Genomic DNA, 19,716 nt, shown 5'->3' with positions numbered 1-19,716 from the left:
CAGGCCTGGCATGAACACTTTTTTTAGGCTTACTGCGTTAGCTGGTCTGCTTGCATTAGCAGGCCAGGCACTTGCTGTGGAAGACATCACGCGTGCCGATCAAATCCCCGTCTTAAAGGAAGAAACCCAGCATGCGACGGTAAGTGAGCGTGTTACATCGCGTTTTACGCGTTCACACTATCGTCAGTTCGATCTGGATCAGGCGTTTTCGGCGAAAATTTTTGACCGCTATTTGAATCTGCTCGACTACAGCCACAACGTGCTGTTGGCGAGCGATATCGAACAGTTTGCAAAGAAGAAAACGGTTCTTGGCGATGAATTGCGTAGCGGCAAGCTGGATGTCTTTTACGACCTCTATAATCTGGCGCAAAAACGCCGATTTGAACGTTATCAGTACGCATTAAGCGTGCTGGCACGGCCAATGGATTTTACCGGTACCGACACGTTTAACCTCGACCGGAGCAAAGCTCCGTGGCCAAAGAGCGAAGCAGAGCTTAACGCGCTGTGGGACAGCAAGGTTAAATTTGACGAACTCAGCCTGAAGCTGACCGGTAAAACCGATGCGGAAATTCGTGAAACGCTGACTCGCCGCTACAAGTCTGCGATTCGCCGTCTGGCGCAGACCAATAGCGAAGATGTGTTTTCTCTGGCGATGACGGCTTTTGCCCGTGAAATCGACCCGCATACTAACTATCTCTCTCCACGCAATACTGAACAGTTCAATACTGAAATGAGCCTGTCTCTGGAAGGTATTGGCGCGGTTCTGCAAATGGATGATGACTACACCGTCATCAATTCCATGGTGGCGGGTGGCCCTGCAGCCAAGAGCAAAGCGATAAGCGTTGGTGACCGTATTGTCGGCGTGGGTCAGACCGGTAAAGGCATGGTCGACGTGATTGGCTGGCGTCTGGATGACGTGGTGGCGCTGATCAAAGGACCGAAAGGCAGCAAAGTGCGCCTTGAAATCCTGCCTGCTGGTAAGGGTACCAAAACGCGCATCGTAACGTTAACGCGTGAACGTATTCGTCTCGAAGACCGCGCTGTGAAAATGTCCGTGAAAACCGTTGGCAAAGAAAAGGTCGGCGTACTGGATATTCCCGGCTTTTATGTTGGCCTGACGGATGACGTCAAAGTTCAGCTGCAGAAGCTGGAAAAACAGAACGTCAGCAGCGTCATTATCGATCTGCGCACCAATGGTGGCGGCGCGCTGACTGAAGCAGTTTCGCTTTCCGGTCTGTTCATTCCATCCGGTCCGGTTGTTCAGGTTCGTGACAATAACGGTAAAGTGCGTGAGGACAGCGATACCGACGGCGTCGTGTATTACAAAGGCCCGCTGGTGGTGTTAGTCGATCGTTTCAGTGCTTCGGCATCAGAAATTTTTGCTGCGGCAATGCAGGATTATGGTCGTGCGCTCATTGTCGGTGAACCGACCTTCGGGAAAGGTACCGTTCAGCAATATCGCTCCCTGAACCGTATTTACGATCAGATGCTGCGTCCGGAATGGCCAGCGCTGGGCTCTGTTCAGTATACGATCCAGAAATTCTACCGTGTCAACGGTGGCAGTACGCAGCGTAAGGGCGTTACGCCAGATATCATCATGCCGACAGGTAATGAAGAAACAGAAACCGGTGAGAAGTTCGAAGATAACGCGTTGCCGTGGGATAGCATTGATGCTGCGACCTACACAAAATCAGAGAATCTGACGCCGTTTGGACCTGAATTGTTGAAAGAGCACAATGCGCGTATCGCCAACGATCCTGAGTTCCAGTACATCATGAAGGATATTGCGCGTTTCAATGCGATGAAGGATAAGCGCAACATCGCTTCTCTGAATTACGCTCAGCGTGAAAAAGAGAATAACGAAGATGACGCAATGCGTCTGGCGCGTATCAACGATCGGTTTAAGCGTGAAGGCAAACCGCCTTTGAAGAAACTGGACGATCTGCCGAAGGATTACCAGGAGCCGGATCCGTACCTGGATGAAACGGTAAAAATCGCGCTTGATCTGGCGCATCTTGAGAAAGAGAAGCCAGCGGAACAGCCCGCAACCCGTCAATAACCTCAAACAGGCACAAGAAATTGTGCCTGTTTTTTTTAACAAACGCATGAAGACGTCAGTCTGATACGATAAAATGTAAAGTTGTGTTTTTCTGGTGACTTAGCACCGATGGATGCTTGAAAATAGCCGTAAGACCCATACGATATGGGTAATCGCATAGTGCGTTTTGTTAAATTGAGGTTAAAAGAAAATTATGATGCGAATCGCGCTCTTCCTGCTGACGAACCTGGCTGTGATGGTCGTTTTCGGGCTGGTATTGAGCCTGACAGGGATTCAGTCAAGCAGCGTTCAAGGCTTGTTGATCATGGCACTGCTGTTTGGTTTTGGTGGTTCCTTCATTTCTCTGCTGATGTCCAAATGGATGGCGTTAAAATCCGTCGGTGGGGAAGTGATCGAACAGCCCCGCAATGAAAGAGAACGCTGGTTGATGAATACGGTAGCGAATCAGGCCCGTCAGGCCGGGATCGCTATGCCGCAGGTCGCAATCTACCATGCGCCAGATATTAACGCATTTGCTACCGGTGCGCGCCGGGATGCTTCGCTGGTGGCTGTGAGTACTGGCCTGTTGCAAAACATGAGCCCTGATGAAGCCGAAGCCGTTATCGCGCATGAGATCAGCCACATTGCCAATGGTGATATGGTGACCATGACGCTCATTCAGGGGGTTGTAAACACCTTCGTTATCTTTATCTCACGTATTCTGGCGCAAATTGCCGCTGGCTTTATGGGTGGAAACCGTGATGAGGGTGAGGGTAGCAACGGTAACCCGTTGATCTACTTTGCGGTGGCGACGGTGCTGGAACTGGTGTTTGGTATTCTGGCGAGCATCATTACCATGTGGTTCTCACGTCATCGTGAATTCCATGCGGATGCCGGTTCTGCAAAATTGGTAGGGCGTGAGAAAATGATCGCCGCGCTGCAGCGTCTGAAAACCAGCTATGAGCCGCAGGAAGCGACCAGCATGATGGCGTTTTGCATCAACGGCAAATCCAAGTCGTTGAGTGAGCTGTTTATGACTCACCCGCCGTTGGATAAACGTATTGAAGCGCTGCGCAGCGGAGAATATCTGAAATAATCTGCAGCAGACTAACTGAAGAGCGCGTCGACAGACGCGCTTTTTTTATGCCTGAATTCGCGGTTGCGTAATACGCAGGCCGCTCACGATGGCTGCCAGCGAGGCCAGAATGCCAGCTGTTATCAGCGAGACGTGCGTTCCGCTGTCACCGAATTGGTTGAGCATTAGTGCGACCAGCGCGGCCCCTGTACTTTGACCTAGTAAGCGCGCCGTCCCCAGCATACCGCTTGCCCCACCGCTGCGCTCACGCGGCGCGGAGGTGATGATAGTGTGGTTGTTCGGTGACTGAAACAAGCCAAAGCCCGCGCCGCACAAAATCATTGGCCAGATGATATTAAAATCAGAGGGCGAAGTGGGTAGCAGTACCAGCGAAAACAAACCGCTCGCCATCACTGCCATGCCCAGCGCACCCAATAGTCCGGCGTGAACGCGTTCAATCAGATATCCCGCGAGAGGAGCCATCACCATGGTTGCCAGTGGCCATGGCGTCAACAGCAGACCCGTTTCGACTTCGCTGCGCCCGAGTACCGTTTGCATAAAAAAGGGCAAGGAAACTAATGCCAGCATTTGCGCGCTGAAAGAACAGATTGAGGTACAAATCGAGAGTGAAAACAGCGGAATGCGTAGCAGATCAACCGGCAATAAGGGTACTGGCAAGGCGAGCTGACGGCGGATAAAGAAAAAACCTACAACGATCAGTGCCACAATCTCAGCACCAATCAGTTTTAGCGACTGTCCTTGTGCAAAACCGCTGAGGGCGGTGATCAGCAAACCAAACGTTAAGGCATTCATCACTGCACTCGGCAGGTCAAAGCGTGGTTTATTGCTGCGGGACGCATTGGGGGGTAAAAAGCGCATAGCCAGCAGCAGTGCGATTATTCCCAACGGGACGTTAATCAGAAACAGCCATTTCCACGAGGCGATAGAGAGAATTGCCGCGGCAATAGTTGGACCCGCTGCCGAGGAGACCGCAACAATAAAGGAGTTAATACCCATCCCACGCCCAAGCTGATGCTGTGGGTAAATGAGTCGGATCAATGCCGTATTCACGCTCATTAGCGCCGCGCCGCCAAAACCCTGGGCGATGCGTGCCAGCGTCAGCATGTGTAACGAATCAGACAAGGCACAGAATAGCGATGCCAGCAAGAACACGACCAGACCACACTTATAAATGCGTCGGTAACCAAACATATCGCCTAAAAAAGAGAGTGACAGAAGCGAAACGACGATAGCAATTTGATAGGCGTTCACGATCCATATTGAGCTTGCTGGTGAGGCCTGAAGATCGGCGGCGATAGTTGGCAGGGCTACGTTTGCTATTGCGCCGTCGAGTACTGCCATAGAAATCCCAATTACAATGGTTAAAATTGCGCCATATCGCTGGGGCAATGGCAGACCATCGGCCTGAATTTTTTCCATAGAAAATCAATATTGTCGGTATTTATGAAGAGAATAATGATTTTAGCATTGATATTCAGGCGTTAGGTCGCAGATTTGTAACTAAGTAAGCAAAGAGCGATTGCGAGTGGGGGGACGTGAAATTATAATAAAAACCGGTTCTGATTTTTATAAAACACTCGCAATGAGGTGGTAAATGGCTATCGCAGATCTGGATAAGCAACCCGATTCTGTATCTTCCGTGCTGAAAGTTTTTGGCATTCTGCAGGCGCTGGGTGAAGAGCGCGAGATTGGTATTACCGAGTTGTCGCAACGCGTCATGATGTCGAAAAGCACCGTTTATCGCTTTTTGCAGACCATGAAAACGCTGGGTTATGTGGCACAAGAAGGAGAGTCTGAGAAATACTCTCTGACCCTGAAATTATTCGAGCTAGGCGCGCGCGCGTTGCAAAACGTTGATCTTATCCGTAGCGCTGACATTCAGATGCGCGAACTTTCACGCCTGACCAAAGAGACAGTTCACCTCGGTGCGCTGGATGAAGACAGCATCGTCTACATTCATAAAATCGATTCCATGTACAATCTGCGCATGTATTCTCGCGTTGGTCGTCGTAATCCGCTATACAGTACAGCTATTGGTAAAGTTCTGCTGGCATGGCGTGACCGCGATGAAGTGAAGCAGATTCTGGATGGTATTGAGTACAAACGCAGCACCGATCGTACCATTACGAATACCGATGAATTACTGGTACTGCTGGATAAAGTACGTGAGCAAGGTTATGGCGAAGATAACGAAGAACAGGAAGAAGGCCTGCGTTGCATCGGCGTACCAGTGTTTGACCGTTTCGGCGTGGTTATTGCGGGCCTGAGTATTTCATTCCCAACGCTGCGTTTCTCTGAAGAACGTTTACACGAGTATGTGGCAATGCTGCATACGGCGGCGCGCAAGATTTCAGAACAAATGGGCTATAACGACTATCCGTTCTGAACTGACGTCATCGCTAATGACAAAACCCCTGGTATTTTGTACCAGGGGTTTTTTATGAAAAATTATAACGTGAGTTGGCACAAATAACGTTGTGAACGAATTGTTGCTATATTAGCCGTTGTCGATAATAACCGTGCTTTTCCTTAACAGAGGACAATCCGACAGGCCAATGATACCGCTATCAGTGTGGACGTACTGTGCGGTGCTGGTGCCGCGAGCGGTCAGATATTGGCATTGCAGGCCCAGACCCGCAGCATTCTCCTTACTTCCAATCAAGATACCGTAGCCGCTCAGTAATAAACCGATCCAAACCAGAGCTAACAACACAATAGCGCGGATAATCAGACGCATTACAACCTCTTATCTTTTTTCGTTGTTATTAGATTAGCCTGTACACGGTATGAAACAAGTCAATCATTCCTAAAAAGATTGAATGCCGATACAGTTAACGCTGGGTTTAGGTAACGCATGATAATTTATAGACATAAGATGTAGGATTGAAGAGTGGAGCTGGAGTGAAAAAGATTCGCTGGGTAGTGCTGATTGTTGTTGTACTGGTATGCATACTGATGTGGGCGCAGGTGCTCAACATCATGTGCGATCAGGACGTACAATTTTTCAGCGGTATTTGTGCCATTAATAAGTTTATTCCCTGGTAAGCGCATTTTCGCAACAGTTGATTACCTTCTTGTGCGGCAGTGGTAAACTATGCCGTCTACATTGAGGTGGTGAAATGAACGAAGTTTTGAATTCAGGCGCGTTGAGTTTTGCGTCTTTAGCGGTATCAGTGGTGGTTTTGATTGTCGGGCTTGTTCTATGGTTTTTCATCAATCGGGCAAGTTCGCGTACCAACGAGCAGATTGAGCTGCTTGAAGCATTGTTAGATCAGCAAAAAAGACAGAACGCTTTACTCCGTCGACTTTGCGAAGCTAACGAACCCGAGAAAGTAGCAGAGCCTGCTGCACTGACTGCCAGGCAAGAAGACGATGACATCATCCGCCTGGTAGCCGAGCGGTAAATAAGTATGACAGGGTGAGGTACTGCGGATGTTGCTTCCAGTTACTTCATCCTGTCTTAAGCGTGTCAGATTTTTTTCTTCTGTCTCCGACGTGTAATTAGCGGCGGACTGACATGGACTCCCAGTATTTTCAGAGACTCCGCCTAATTAATATCTTATCCCTGGCCTGATCTAAATATAATATCCCATACGTTAAAAATATGATTATGTCATTTTTGTGATAATGATCGTTTTATTAGCAGCGAAACGTTTCTCTTACTTTTTTTGTGCCTTGTCATCATTCTTTCATTATTTTGGTGCAAAACAAGAAGACGGATCCCATTTCTACGCTTGTGATATTTTATGCATTACTAAGCATAAAAAATGATATAGGGCAGAACCCGTTACAGATAACCTGGAACAACCGAAGCTATTGAGCTATGGTAGAAATGTCTCTGCAATGGTGCCAACCATGCGGGGTAAGGGGAGAGGCACGAGAATATATCTCTACTCGGCCTGGCGCATAACTGTGCAGTTGCTGTTTGATGAAAGACAGGATTTGTGCGACCGATCGAGACACGTTTAAAAATGGCTTGCCATTATTAACGTTGTATGTGATAACACGTTTTGGGTTAAACGAGGTACAGTTCTGTTTATGTGTGGCATTTTCAGTAAAGAAGTCCTGAGTAAACACGTTGACGTTGAATACCGCTTCTCTGCCGAACCTTATATTAGTGCCTCAAGCAGTAATGTCTCAGTTTTATCTATGTTACGCCCGCGGGCGAAGAAAATACTCTAAGGAATTTTGCAAATGGCAAAGATTAAAGGTCAAGTTAAGTGGTTCAACGAGTCTAAAGGTTTTGGTTTCATTACTCCGGCTGATGGCAGCAAAGACGTGTTTGTACACTTCTCCGCTATCCAGGGTAACGGCTTCAAAACTCTGGCTGAAGGCCAGAACGTTGAGTTCGAAATTCAGGACGGCCAGAAAGGTCCGGCTGCTGTTAACGTAACAGCTATCTGATCGACACCACTGATTTGAAGCGCTTTTGCGCCTCCATCTCAGATATAAAGCCTCGCTTCTGCGGGGCTTTTTAATTCAGATTACGTCAAAATATTACTGAATGCCCTTCCATTAGCGCTTTGTTGCAAAGGCGTGATGTTCGTAGCATAGTTTTCCCCGCATTCTTACGTCATTTCTCGTTAAATCAGACACCTGAAAAACTATCTTGCTGGAGATTGGGTGAAAAAGAAAAACGACGGCGATGCGCGCAATTTTACTCCCGTACGTTTTGCCCTGCTTTGCGTGGCAATATTATTGAGTCTTGGATTGCTGCTCGGTCGGGTTGCGTGGCTGCAAATAGTCACGCCGACGAATCTGGTAAAACAGGAAGACATGCGTTCGTTACGTGAAGTGTCGATTGCCTCTCCACGCGGAATGATCACCGACAGAGAAGGGCGGCCGCTGGCGGTAAGCGTTCCGGTTAACGCTGTCTGGGCCGATCCGAAGACGATTGTCAGCAAAGGTGGTGTTGGCTATAACGAACGCTGGCAGGCATTAGCTAAGACCCTGCATATTTCGCTCGCCACGCTGGCTGAACGTGTTAACAGCAATCCAACTGGCCGCTTTATCTATCTTGCGCGCCAGATCTCTCCTCAGCAGGCGCAGTGGATCGATGATCTTAATCTCCCGGGTATCAATTTGCGCGAAGAGTCGCGTCGATTCTATCCCGCCGGGCATGTTGCGGCCAATTTGATTGGCTTTACCAATATTGATGGTCAGGGAATTGAAGGCCTGGAGAAAAGCTTTAACAGCCAGTTGATGGGCAAACCTGGCTCCCGCCTGGTACGGAAAGATAAATTTGGCCATGTCATCGAAAATATCACCGAAGTGATGCCGGTGCCGGCGCACGAATTACAGCTCAGTATTGATGAACGTTTGCAGACAGTTACTGAAGATGCGCTGGACAATGCCGTAACATGGAATAAAGCGGAATCTGGAGCTGCGGTGTTGGTCAATATTGCCACCGGCGAAATACTCTCCATGGCAAGCTTTCCCGACTTCAATCCCAATAACCGTGATGGTGCGGTGCTGGATGATTTTCGCAACCGTGCAATTAGCGACACTTTTGAACCCGGTTCAACTGTTAAACCGCTGGTGATCATAACTGCACTGCAGCAAGGGATTGTGCAGCCTGATAGCGTCATTGATACACATCCTTTTAATCTGGATGGACATCGCATCCGCGATGTCGGGTTTTACCCTGAGTTATCGCTGACCGGGATTTTGCAGAAATCGAGCGATACCGGTGTATCACACCTCTCGCTGGCTATGCCGATCCAGAAACTACTGGACACCTATAAACGCTTTGGCTTTGGCGATCCTACCGGACTGGGGTTAACCGGGGAAAGTAGCGGTTTAATGCCGCAACGTCGCTACTGGAGCGATTTGGATCGGGCCACCTTTGCATTTGGCTACGGGCTAATGGTGACGCCGCTCCAGTTGGCGCATGTTTATGCCACCATCGGCAGTTTTGGTATTTACCGCCCCCTTTCTATTACGCGTATCGATCCGCCAGTAATAGGTACGCGGGTGATGCCGGAGGCGTTGGTTCACCAGGTTGAACATATGATGGAGAGCGTCGCGCTACCCGGCGGCGGGGGAACCAAAGCTGCGGTTAGAGATTATCGCGTAGCGGTTAAGACCGGAACGGCAAAGAAAATTGGTGATGACGGTAAATATGTCGACAAATACGTGGCTTATACGGCAGGCGTTGCGCCAGCGAGCGATCCAAAATTTGCGCTGGTAGTAGTGATTAATAACCCGCAAAACGGCGCTTACTACGGGGGAGCCGTTTCCGCGCCAGTGTTCAGTCAGATAATGGGCGATGTCCTGCGTCTGGAAAATGTAAAGCCGGATGGCATGCCGGCCAACTCCGATCATTTGGTGGTGATGCACGCCAGCAACGTAAACTCACCGTCGCTGTAAGTTATTTTCCCTGGGCGCAATTCGCGTTACACTTGCGCCCTTAAGTCACCTGCCGGAGTTGTCATGTCGTTTTCCTGTCCTCTTTGCCACCAGCCTCTTACTCAAGCGAATAACAGTTTTGTCTGTCCCGGGCGGCACCAGTTTGACGTGGCGAAAGAAGGGTATGTTAACTTACTGCCGGTTCAGCATAAGCGGTCGCGGGATCCAGGCGATAGCGCTGAAATGATGCAGGCGCGCCGGGCATTTCTTGATGCTGGCCACTATCAGCCGCTGCGCGATGCGATTGTGAATGTGCTTAAAGAGAAGTCGAATTCCGAAGATGCAGTGATCCTGGATATTGGCTGTGGGGAAGGGTATTACACCCATGCGTTTGCCGATGCGCTGGCGGGCTGTACAACCTTTGGTCTTGATGTCTCCAAAGCAGCAATTAAAGCTGCGGCGCGACGTTATCCTCAGGTGACCTTTTGTGTTGCCTCCAGCCACCGTCTGCCATTTGCCGACGAATCAATGGATGCCATCATCAGGATCTACGCCCCCTGCAAAGCACAGGAGCTGGCTCGAGTGGTTAAACCGGGTGGCTGGGTAATTACCGCCACGCCAGGCCCGCGTCATTTAATAGAGCTGAAAGGACTGATTTATGATGAGGTGCGGCTGCATGCGCCACACACTGAGCAGCTTGATGGTTTTGCCCTGCAACAGAGTATTGCACTGGGATATCAAATGCAGCTCAAAGGCAGTGAGGCTGTGGCATTGCTGCAGATGACGCCGTTCGCCTGGCGGGCAAAGCCGGAGGTGTGGGAAGCCTTAACGGGGAAAACACAGTTTGATTGCCAGACAGACTTTAGTATTCATGTCTGGCAGCGACTGAGTTAACCGTGAAAGTGTGCCCAGAGGATCTGGGCACCGATACCAATCAGTACCACCCCGCCCAAAATTTCAGCTCGTTTGCCCAGCATCGGGCCAATGAAACGACCGATCATCATGCCGAGTGTGGACATAATCAACGTGGCACAGCCGATGGCCAGCGCTGTGGCAATAATGTTGACCTGCAGGAAAGCCAGACCCACCCCGACGGCCATTGCGTCGAGACTGGTGGCAATGGCGGTGGTGACCAGCAGCCAGAAACCGTGACGGCGTTGCGGCTCTTCATCTTCATCACTGTTATCGCGAAAACCTTCGATTATCATTCGCCCACCTAAAAACATCAGCAGAATGAAGGCGATCCAGTGGTTCCACTCCAGCACAAATTTGCTGGCGAGCATCCCCATGCCCCAGCCAATCAATGGCGTGAGCGTTTCAACTGCGCCGAAAATAAGGCCAGTACGCAGTGCTTCAGAAAATTTGGGTTTATGCAGGGAGGCACCTTTGCCAATTGATGCAGCAAAAGCATCCATCGACATGCCGAAAGCGAGAAGAACGGTAGCGGTAAGATTCATAACAGCGTCCTGACCGGGGTATCCATAAAACACATCACTGCCCCCAGTAACCATGCATACAAGCTGGAATCACTGTAAATACAGCGCCATTCAAATATGCATTGCAGTTGATGTGCCTATGGTCTCGCCTGACTGAACCTGTAAGTTCAGTCCGTATGTGCCACGTTTTTCAACGAGTATGTTGACACGTACATTTCCGGAATCTGGAAATCGGCTACTCCCCAACGACGGGCGCAACCTTAACATATTTTTAGAATATAAAACAAGAAATGCAGAAATAATATTTCGACTCTAATTGAAAACGATTTTCATTTAGATTTATTTATAGATAAAACGTTAAAATTAATAACATTACTGATGATGAAATATAGCCTTAGCTATGTTTGTTTTTGCATTGATATATAAAAACATAGTTCAGGCTATATTCATAACTCATTGATTTGAAATTAAAAGTTTATATATATTTTCGAGATCGTCTATATTTCGTACGCGAATAAGTAATCTTCGATGTTCTAATTGCATCACCAGTACACCGTCTTCAGATAAATTCATTTCTTTAATGCGATTATATTCAATCCAGACATTGGCGAAGAAAAAGCCTTTTTGCTTAAAGATGATTTTTGGCGTACGGATCCAGAACAGATACAACCCCATCAATATCAGTGCGCATAATAACCATGTGGTAAATTGCGCGCCGTGGCTGGTGATGTTGTTATAGATAAGAATAGCTACCAAGCCAAGGAAGATAACGCCGTCGACTCTGCTGCGAGGAAGCAGGACGACAGTAAGCAGAGTGGGGCCATTGCGTCGGGGCATGATGAACTGATCGTAAATGGCATACGCCAGCAGCGACAAGATAAAAAGAACCAGCACCAGGTCCGTGATAGTCATGAATCCTCAACCCTCTAAATAGAAAAACCGGGGGCAAGCCCCCGGTGATGTACAACAGTCTTACAGGCCGAGCAGGCCGACAGCGTAGCCCGCGATACCGATGACGAAGAAGCCAATGATGATCCACAGCGGGTTCACTTTCTTACGCAGCAGCCACATACAGGCGAACGTCAGCAGCAACGGAACCAGGCCCGGCATCAGCTGGTCAAGGATTGTCTGCACGGTGGTGACGCGAGTCTGGCCATCCTGACCGGTGATAGTGGAAACCACCAGCGGGATGTTGACGTGCGTCCATTTGTTAACCAATGCCCCCATGACAAACAGGCCGAGAATTGACGCCCCCTCAGTCAGTTTCTGCAGGAAGCCGCCGCCCATATCTTTAACGATATCGACACCTTTACGGTAGCCGTACGCCACTCCGTAATAAAGGGTCGCGAGACGTACCAGGTTAAACAGAACAAAGAAGAGCAATGGTCCAAGCAGGCTGCCGCTCATCGCGATACCTGCGCCGAGCGCGGCGAAGACCGGACGTACGGTACCCCAGAAGATCGGGTCACCCACGCCTGCCAGCGGCCCCATCAGACCAACTTTGATACCGTTGATAGCACCATCGTCAATCTCTGCACCGTTTGCACGCTGCTCCTCCATCGCCAACGTTACGCCCAGTACCGGGGCCGCTACGTACGGATGGGTGTTAAAGAATTCCAGATGACGCTTAATAGCTTGCTTTCGCGCGTCGTTGTTTTCCGGGTACAAACGGCGGATCGCCGGTATCATGGAGAAACAAAAACCCAGCGCCTGCATACGTTCGAAGTTCCATGAACCCTGAAACAGGTTAGAACGAAGGAACACGCCACGAATATCACTCTGGGTGAGTTTTTTCTCGGTGGTAGTTTTAGTCATATCAACCATTTCGCTCACCTGTTAGTCCAGTTCGTTATCGAGATCGTTATTGCCAGCTGCTTGCGCAGGTGCACCGGCTACGCGGTTATATTTCGGGCTCAACTGAATGTAGAGGATGGCCATTACTGCGCCAATCACACCCAGAGCAACCAGGTTGAAGTTAGTAAATGCCGCGGTGACGAAGCCGAGGTAGAAGAACGGCATCAGGTAGCCTGCGCGCATCATGTTGATGACCATTGCATAACCAACCACTACGATCATACCGCCTGCAATGTTCAGACCACCGGTAACAACTTCCGGAATGGCGTTCAACATGCCCTGAACTTCACTGGTACCGACGGAGATAGCCACGATTACCGCAGGGATTGCAACGCGCATTGCCTGAAGGAACAGGGAGGAGACGTGTATCCAGGATAGCGCCGTCAGGTTGCCGCTTTCGGCCGCCTTATCCGCCGCGTGCTGGAACGCTACGGTGATGGTACGAACGATAATGGTCAGAACCTGGCCTGCTGCTGCCAGAGGAATAGCCAGTGCGATACCCGCACCAATGCTTTGATGACCCGCGATGACCAGAACGGTAGAGATAATTGAGGCCAGTGCGGCATCAGGTGCAACCGCAGCACCGATGTTCATCCAGCCCAGGGCGATCATTTCCAGGGTACCACCGATGATAATACCGGTTTTCATATCCCCGAGAACGGCACCAATCAGCGTACAGGCCACCAACGGACGGTGGAACTGAAATTCATCGAGTACCGACTCCATACCCGCGATACATGCGACGATGAACACCAGCACAATCTGAAGAGTGGTAATCTCCATTGTACTTCTCCTATTGCTTATACAGACTTAAGTGTGAGAGCTAAAGATTCAACCAGAGCGTTTATTTTTCCGCTTTGGCAATCAGATCCATCATTTTCAGTTTCTGATCGGTGGAGACCTTACGGGCTTCCAGCTCAATACCACGCGCGTTTAATTTTTTAAACGCTTCGATATCTTTTTCATCAACAGAAATAGCGTTGTTTACCTGGGTTTTACCCTGATGGAAAGCCATACCACCAATGTTAACGGAGGTAATTTTCACGCCACCTTCAACGATACGTTCTACGTCGGTCGGGTTGGTGAACAACAACATCACACGCTCGCCTGCATATTTGGGGTTGTTGTAGACGCGGATCATTTTTGCGACATCAACCACATGTGCTGTTACACCCGGAGGTGCTACCTGAGTCAGCAGCGTTTTACGCACGGTATCGGCAGCAACTTCATCACTGACGACGATAATGCGTGTAACGTTGGTTTCTTTGGTCCAGCGCGTTGCCACCTGACCATGGATTAAACGGTCATCAATACGCGCCAGGCCGATCTGCATATAATCGTTCGGGCCCATCGGTTTGGCGGGCGCTGCTGCTTTTGGCGCAGCGACCGGAGCAGGAGCGGCTTTTTCCACCGGTTTTGCTTTCAACGCTTTCACGCCTTCGCTACCGGTTTCAACGGCCAGTGCCACTAATTCATCGAAGCTGGGGTTGTCATCACGCGCCATGAAGGTCTCAACCAGCATGGGAATGTTCACACCGGCGATGACTTCGTAATGCTCTTTATCGACGACAATGCGGCTCGCAGCGTTGAACGGGCTGCCTCCCCATGTGTCAACGAGAAACAGCACGCCTTTACTGGTATCGAGTTTTGCCAACTGAGCGTTGTACTTTTCGATCAGCGTTTCAGCATTTTCGCCTGGAACGAAATCGATCCAGCCGACGTTTTCCTGCTCGCCTAACAGCATTTCTGCTGTTTTAAGTAACTGCTCTGCAGCCCAACCATGTGTGCCTATAACAATAGCAATGGTCACTTGCTACCTCCTTTATTATCGTTAACACATCAACGTGAAGATGTATTTGAATCGTCGTCCGCAATCGAATCGATTCAGATAAGGGTTACAAAGAAAAGCTTATGATTTTCGTGAATTATTTTAGATATCGAAAAAAATATTTTATGTGATGAAGATCCGTAATTTAACTTCCGATGAAAAGAAATTTCGAAGGGCAAAATATCTCCGAAACAACTTATTGCAAAGGAAGGTAAATCTTTGCTAAAAACCGATTGTCTCTGTTATGTTTAGCATCTGTTTAATTACTCAGGAGTATAGGGCAGTAGCCCACCATATGGATCGTCACCGACGTCATTTCACCATCAGGCCGCGTTGCGCCTGTCAAATTGGCACTTTTTGCCACAAATTTTCTCTGCATATCGCTTTAACGCCTGAGATTCTCAGCGCGCAGTTTGGTCATTCCTTAAGCAGGAGCTTGTCATGGAATTATTAATGGACCCGCAGATTTGGGTGGGTTTGCTCACGCTTGTCGTTCTCGAAATTGTTCTGGGTATTGATAACCTGGTCTTCATTGCGATCCTGGCTGATAAGCTGCCGCCAAAACAGCGAGATAAAGCGCGATTAATCGGTCTGTCACTGGCGCTGATTATGCGTTTGGGCTTGTTGTCCGTCATTTCGTGGATGGTGACGCTAACTAAGCCGCTGTTCACGGTAATGGACTATGCGTTCTCGGGGCGCGATCTGATTATGCTGCTGGGGGGTATATTCCTCTTGTTCAAGGCTACGACAGAGCTGCATGAGCGGCTGGAAAACCGTGAACATGATACTGGCCAGACAAAAGGATATGCGAGTTTTTGGGTTGTTGTAACGCAGATTGTCATCCTCGATGCGGTGTTCTCGCTGGATGCCGTAATTACGGCGGTCGGTATGGTCAACCATCTGCCAGTGATGATGGCGGCGGTAGTGATTGCTATGGCCGTGATGCTGCTCGCTTCCAAGCCGCTGACACGATTTGTGAACCAACACCCGACGGTGGTGGTGCTGTGTCTGAGCTTCCTGTTAATGATCGGTCTGAGTCTGGTTGCCGAAGGGTTTGGCTTCCATATTCCGAAAGGCTATCTGTATGCGGCGATTGGCTTCTCAATCATCATTGAGCTGTTTAACCAGATTGCCCGTCGTAACTTTATTCGCCACCAGTCGGCGCTGCCGCTGCGCGCGCGCACTGCCGATGCAATCCTGCGTCTGATGGGCGGTAAACGTCAGGCCAGCGCACAGATGGAATCCGACAATCCGGTGCCGGTTCCCGTACCGGAAGGCGCATTTGTGGAAGAAGAACGCTATATGATCAACGGCGTCCTTTCTTTGGCGTCGCGTTCATTACGCGGCATTATGACCCCGCGTGGCGAAATTAGCTGGGTTGATGCAGACCTGAGCGTGGCGGAAATTCGCGAGCAGTTGCTCTCTTCACCACACAGTCTGTTCCCGGTATGTCGTGGCGAACTGGATGAAATCATCGGGATCGTGCGTGCTAAAGAGCTGCTGGTGGCGCTGGAAGACGGTGTAGATGTGGCGGCCATTGCCTCTGCATCCCCGGCTATCGTCGTCCCGGAAACGCTGGACCCGATTAATTTGTTAGGCGTTCTGCGTCGGGCCCGCGGTAGTTTCGTCATCGTTACTAACGAGTTTGGCGTCGTGCAGGGTCTGGTGACGCCGCTGGACGTATTAGAAGCGATCGCCGGTGAATTCCCGGATGCCGATGAAACGCCTGAAATTATTGCTGATGCAGGCGGTTGGTTGGTGAAAGGGGGAACCGATCTGCATGCGTTGCAACAGGCGCTGGACGTGGATACGTTAGTGAATGAAGATGAAGACATTGCCACGGTGGCAGGTTTAGTCATTGCGGCTAACGGTCATATTCCACGCGTAGGTGATGTTATCGAGGTTGCACCGTTGAGCATCACGATTGTCGAAGCGAATGACTATCGTGTGGATTTAGTTCGCATTGTTAAAGAACAACCCGTTCACGACGAAGACGAGTAATCGGGTTTAGCGAAACGGCATGACGGGCATACTGTGTCGCCCGTTATGCCGGGTGGGCGGCGGCGTGCTGCCCGCCAGCCATTCAGGAAAATCGCGCAGCGGCATTGGCTTTGCATACAAAAAACCTTGCAATAATTGTACGCCATGTCGGCGTAAATGCTGCGCCTGGGCCTGTGTTTCAACGCCTTCCGCTACCAGTTCGATATTCAGTTTTTTCCCCAACGCGATAATGATGTCTGTGACGGTTGAGTTCACGGCGTCTGTTCCGATTGCCGAAGTAAATGATTTATCAATCTTCAGCACATCCGGCCGAAGTTTTTCCAGCCACGAGAGCGAGCTGTTGCCGGTGCCAAAATCATCAATCGCCAGTTTTACGCCAAGCCGATTTAACTCACGCACGATCCGATAATCCACATCAAGTAACGCATCGCGTTCGGTAAGTTCGATAACTAACTGTTGGATAGGGTGTTGGCTGAACCAATACTGGTTGAGATCTTTTAGCAGCATACCGTGACGAAAATGGCTGGCGGCGACATTAATCCCAACATGAAACTGGCTGCTCATCGGGAAGACGTGCCGCTGCTGAATGGTTTCTGCGATGACATGACGGGTCAATGGCACAATCAGATTGTGCTCTTCAGCGATGGGAATGAATACTTCGGGAGCAATCCACCCCTGGCGAGGGTTATTCCAGCGTAAAAGGATTTCCACTCCCGTACATTGCCGGGTTTGGGCATTAAGTAGTGGTTGGCAAAACAGCTCGAATTCGCGTGCGGCAAGGGCCAGATTTATCTCCCTGGAGAAGCTCATTCTGCTGGCGGTCGCCAGCCATGCCAGGTACCCCACTAATAAACTCAGGATCACCGCCAGCGGCAGTTGTGTTGGCAGATGCTTGATAGCCAGTTCGCTGGCGCCTGGACCGGTGATGCTGATGGTATAGGGGAAATGTTGCGATGAGAGCTGGTAGCGTTTTTCATTATTCAATTCAGGGAGCGTATCAACAACACCTTGTCCATAGAGCAAATGGCGATTACCGACGGTTAAGCTGGCATTAGTAATGTACGGCGGTTGAGGTTCAAGCAGCATGGACGACAATAAATCAATATTCACGATTTCCAGCACACCATCTTCGCCATCGGCAGATGAGGGATACCACTGCGTCAGAATCGGGCTGCCCTTAATCAACGAATGGTCGGTAGTCAGCAGCAGTTGTGGCTCCCGGCTGGGTAATTCAGGCTCCAGTTGACGAACTGGCACATTGCGATAACCAAAAATGCTGGAGCAATAGAGGATCCCGCGTTGAATCAGATTAATAGAACGCACTGTCTGTAGTCTGGCGGCGTGCTTACTCAGGGGTAAACGCGCTACTGAGCAGGGAAGTCCAATCAACGGCAGCAGCACATCGCGTCCGGCCTGTAAGGGTAAAAGCACGTCATCCAATTCTTCAACGGCGTGGTTGGCAAAGGTAAGGATATTGCGATGATTTAAATTACGCTCCGAAATAAATCGGACAGCTAATGTAAGGATGAGCGTCAGTAGTGCACAAACAGTGCAGACGATTAAGCGATTCCGGCGATAGTTTTTAATGATCCGTTGTGCTGTTTGCATGCGGGCTGCCCGATAAGCCGTTGGTCACAGAAGCCAACAGCAACAGAGCAAGTGTAGTGGGGAAAATTACAGTAGACGAGGGTGAGGGGGTAAATTCGCCCATCCGTCGCAGATGGGCGAAAATTAAGTATTAGTCACATTGGACTTTGATTGCCAGACCACCACGTGATGTTTCGCGGTATTTGGCGTTCATGTCTTTACCTGTTTCGTACATAGTTTCAATGACTTTATCCAGCGAGACACGCGGCGCGCTGGTGCGGCGCATTGCCATACGCGCAGCGTTGATCGCCTTCACGGAAGCAATGGCGTTACGTTCAATGCACGGAACCTGTACCTGACCGGCAACTGGATCACAGGTTAAGCCGAGATTATGCTCCATGCCGATTTCGGCAGCTACACAGACCTGCTCAGGGCTTGCGCCTAACAGTTCAGCCAGACCCGCGGCAGCCATGGAGCAGGCTACGCCAACTTCCCCCTGGCAACCCACTTCAGCACCGGAGATTGACGCATTCATTTTGTACAACGCGCCAATCGCGCCGGCAGCCAGGAAATAACGGGTATAGATATCCGGGCTGACGGACTCGATGAAATGATCGTAATAGGCCAGTACTGCAGGCACGATACCGCAAGCACCGTTGGTTGGTGCAGTTACAACGCGACCACCTGCGGCGTTTTCTTCGTTAACTGCCAACGCGAACATGTTCACCCAGTCGATCACGTTCATCGGATCGTTGGAGAGCTTATCGCTGGAAACCAGCATACGACGCAGGGCGGAAGCACGGCGTGGAACGCGCAGCGGACCCGGCAGCACGCCTTCAGTGTTCATGCCGCGATCAATACAAGCCTGCATGGTCTGCCAGACGTGGCCAAAGTACTCTTCAATCTCTTTTTTACTGTGCAGCGCGAGTTCGTTCTGCATCGCCATGCCAGAGAGAGACAGGCCGGTGCTGTTGCAGTATTCCAGCATTTCAGTAGCGGATTTGAACGGATAAGGCACGCTGACCTCGCCCGCGGCATCCTGACCAAAATGTTCTTCATCAACGATGAATCCACCGCCGATTGAGTAGTAAGTTTTGCTGTAAATGACGGTTTCGCCATTGTAAGCATGGATCTGCATCCCGTTTTCATGCAGCGGCAGGTTGCCGTTGTGAAAACGCATCCCGTCATTCTGCGGGAAATCCACTTCGTGCTGACCCTGCGCAAGCAGCAGACGTCCACGCGTTTCTACGTCGCGGATAAATCCGGGGATGCTGTCAATATCCACGGTAGCAGGCTCATTGCCCGCCAGACCCATAATAATGGCGATATCGGTGTGGTGACCTTTACCCGTGAGCGACAGTGAACCATACACGTCGACGGCGACACGAGTAACGCTGTCCAGTAATCCTTTTTCGACCAGGTCATCGACGAACTGTTTACCCGCCTTCATAGGCCCTACGGTATGGGAAGATGAGGGACCAATCCCCACCTTAAACATGTCGAATAGACTAATCACGATAATACTCCT

At 50.1% G+C, this 19,716-nt stretch carries 19 protein-coding genes; 10 read left to right on the top strand and 9 right to left on the bottom strand.

Going from position 1 to position 19,716, the window contains the following annotated elements; translation table 11 throughout:
* Positions 1-10 precede the first annotated feature (10 nt).
* Both prc and htpX read left to right on the top strand, forming a co-directional pair.
* Positions 11-2,059, top strand: coding sequence for a carboxy terminal-processing peptidase (gene prc / locus On2M_RS17085; RefSeq protein WP_151219469.1), 2,049 nt, complete (start codon positions 11-13; stop codon positions 2,057-2,059).
* Between the two features lie 193 nt (positions 2,060-2,252).
* The gene (htpX, locus tag On2M_RS17080; protein WP_003034964.1) at positions 2,253-3,134 is read left to right on the top strand and encodes a protease HtpX; all 882 of its coding nucleotides are present in this window, start codon (positions 2,253-2,255) and stop codon (positions 3,132-3,134) included.
* A gap of 45 nt (positions 3,135-3,179) precedes the next feature.
* On the opposite strand, the gene On2M_RS17075 is transcribed toward htpX, so the two are convergent.
* Positions 3,180-4,553 carry an MFS transporter gene (locus tag On2M_RS17075; RefSeq protein ID WP_187252288.1) on the bottom strand — a complete coding sequence of 458 codons (1,374 nt, stop codon included), beginning with the start codon at positions 4,551-4,553 and terminating at the stop codon, positions 3,180-3,182.
* A gap of 175 nt (positions 4,554-4,728) precedes the next feature.
* Between On2M_RS17075 and kdgR the strand changes: the two genes are divergently transcribed.
* Positions 4,729-5,520, top strand: a complete 792-nt coding sequence (gene kdgR / locus On2M_RS17070; RefSeq protein ID WP_003833778.1) for a DNA-binding transcriptional regulator KdgR — start codon at positions 4,729-4,731, stop codon at positions 5,518-5,520.
* A 111-nt stretch (positions 5,521-5,631) separates the two neighbouring features.
* On the opposite strand, the gene On2M_RS17065 is transcribed toward kdgR, so the two are convergent.
* A complete protein-coding gene (locus On2M_RS17065; RefSeq protein WP_003841988.1) occupies positions 5,632-5,871 on the bottom strand; it encodes a YobH family protein in 240 nt (79 codons plus the stop codon).
* Positions 5,872-6,035: 164 nt separating this feature from the next.
* Here On2M_RS17065 and mgrB point away from each other — a divergent pair, with 164 nt between their 5' ends.
* The 6 genes from mgrB to rlmA all read left to right on the top strand — a co-directional run bounded on the left by mgrB (position 6,036) and on the right by rlmA (position 10,376).
* Positions 6,036-6,179, top strand: coding sequence for a PhoP/PhoQ regulator MgrB (gene mgrB, locus On2M_RS17060; protein WP_151219467.1), 144 nt, complete (start codon positions 6,036-6,038; stop codon positions 6,177-6,179).
* Between the two features lie 74 nt (positions 6,180-6,253).
* On the top strand, positions 6,254-6,538 hold the full coding sequence (locus tag On2M_RS17055) for a YebO family protein (RefSeq protein WP_151219466.1): 285 nt from the start codon (positions 6,254-6,256) through the stop codon (positions 6,536-6,538).
* 634 nt (positions 6,539-7,172) lie between these two features.
* The gene (locus tag On2M_RS17050) at positions 7,173-7,316 is read left to right on the top strand and encodes a DUF2627 domain-containing protein (protein WP_151219465.1); all 144 of its coding nucleotides are present in this window, start codon (positions 7,173-7,175) and stop codon (positions 7,314-7,316) included.
* 12 nt (positions 7,317-7,328) lie between these two features.
* A complete protein-coding gene (gene cspE, locus On2M_RS17045; protein WP_001062678.1) occupies positions 7,329-7,538 on the top strand; it encodes a transcription antiterminator/RNA stability regulator CspE in 210 nt (69 codons plus the stop codon).
* A gap of 219 nt (positions 7,539-7,757) precedes the next feature.
* Complete coding sequence (ftsI, locus tag On2M_RS17040; protein WP_210905192.1) at positions 7,758-9,503, top strand: peptidoglycan glycosyltransferase FtsI; 1,746 nt, start codon at positions 7,758-7,760, stop codon at positions 9,501-9,503.
* A gap of 63 nt (positions 9,504-9,566) precedes the next feature.
* Entirely contained in the window at positions 9,567-10,376 is an 810-nt protein-coding gene (rlmA, locus tag On2M_RS17035) for a 23S rRNA (guanine(745)-N(1))-methyltransferase (RefSeq protein ID WP_210905191.1), read from the top strand.
* On the opposite strand, the gene mntP is transcribed toward rlmA, so the two are convergent.
* The 5 genes from mntP to manX all read right to left on the bottom strand — a co-directional run bounded on the left by mntP (position 10,373) and on the right by manX (position 14,582).
* Positions 10,373-10,939 carry a manganese efflux pump MntP gene (gene mntP / locus On2M_RS17030; RefSeq protein ID WP_151219462.1) on the bottom strand — a complete coding sequence of 189 codons (567 nt, stop codon included), beginning with the start codon at positions 10,937-10,939 and terminating at the stop codon, positions 10,373-10,375. The two genes, rlmA and mntP, sit on opposite strands and share 4 nt — an antisense overlap.
* A gap of 432 nt (positions 10,940-11,371) precedes the next feature.
* A complete protein-coding gene (locus tag On2M_RS17025; protein ID WP_187252292.1) occupies positions 11,372-11,830 on the bottom strand; it encodes a DUF986 family protein in 459 nt (152 codons plus the stop codon).
* 60 nt (positions 11,831-11,890) lie between these two features.
* Positions 11,891-12,742 (bottom strand): PTS mannose transporter subunit IID, encoded by an 852-nt coding sequence (locus tag On2M_RS17020; protein ID WP_151219461.1) that lies wholly within the window; start codon positions 12,740-12,742, stop codon positions 11,891-11,893.
* Between the two features lie 12 nt (positions 12,743-12,754).
* A complete protein-coding gene (gene manY, locus On2M_RS17015; protein WP_151219460.1) occupies positions 12,755-13,555 on the bottom strand; it encodes a PTS mannose transporter subunit IIC in 801 nt (266 codons plus the stop codon).
* A 61-nt stretch (positions 13,556-13,616) separates the two neighbouring features.
* Positions 13,617-14,582 carry a PTS mannose transporter subunit IIAB gene (gene manX, locus On2M_RS17010; RefSeq protein WP_187252293.1) on the bottom strand — a complete coding sequence of 322 codons (966 nt, stop codon included), beginning with the start codon at positions 14,580-14,582 and terminating at the stop codon, positions 13,617-13,619.
* A gap of 459 nt (positions 14,583-15,041) precedes the next feature.
* Between manX and yoaE the strand changes: the two genes are divergently transcribed.
* Positions 15,042-16,601 (top strand): CNNM family cation transport protein YoaE, encoded by a 1,560-nt coding sequence (gene yoaE, locus On2M_RS17005; protein WP_151225566.1) that lies wholly within the window; start codon positions 15,042-15,044, stop codon positions 16,599-16,601.
* A 6-nt stretch (positions 16,602-16,607) separates the two neighbouring features.
* On the opposite strand, the gene On2M_RS17000 is transcribed toward yoaE, so the two are convergent.
* Both On2M_RS17000 and sdaA read right to left on the bottom strand, forming a co-directional pair.
* Positions 16,608-18,209 (bottom strand): EAL domain-containing protein, encoded by a 1,602-nt coding sequence (locus tag On2M_RS17000; protein WP_151219458.1) that lies wholly within the window; start codon positions 18,207-18,209, stop codon positions 16,608-16,610.
* Between the two features lie 130 nt (positions 18,210-18,339).
* Positions 18,340-19,704 (bottom strand): L-serine ammonia-lyase, encoded by a 1,365-nt coding sequence (sdaA, locus tag On2M_RS16995; RefSeq protein WP_003833765.1) that lies wholly within the window; start codon positions 19,702-19,704, stop codon positions 18,340-18,342.
* Positions 19,705-19,716: the final 12 nt, after the last annotated feature.

Origin of the sequence: Citrobacter sp. On2M (assembly GCF_018035235.1) — a bacterium.
GTDB classification, from domain to species: domain Bacteria; phylum Pseudomonadota; class Gammaproteobacteria; order Enterobacterales; family Enterobacteriaceae; genus Citrobacter; species Citrobacter meridianamericanus.
The sequence above is the reverse complement of the archived record's forward strand: the minus strand, read 5'-3'. Positions and strand labels throughout refer to the sequence as shown.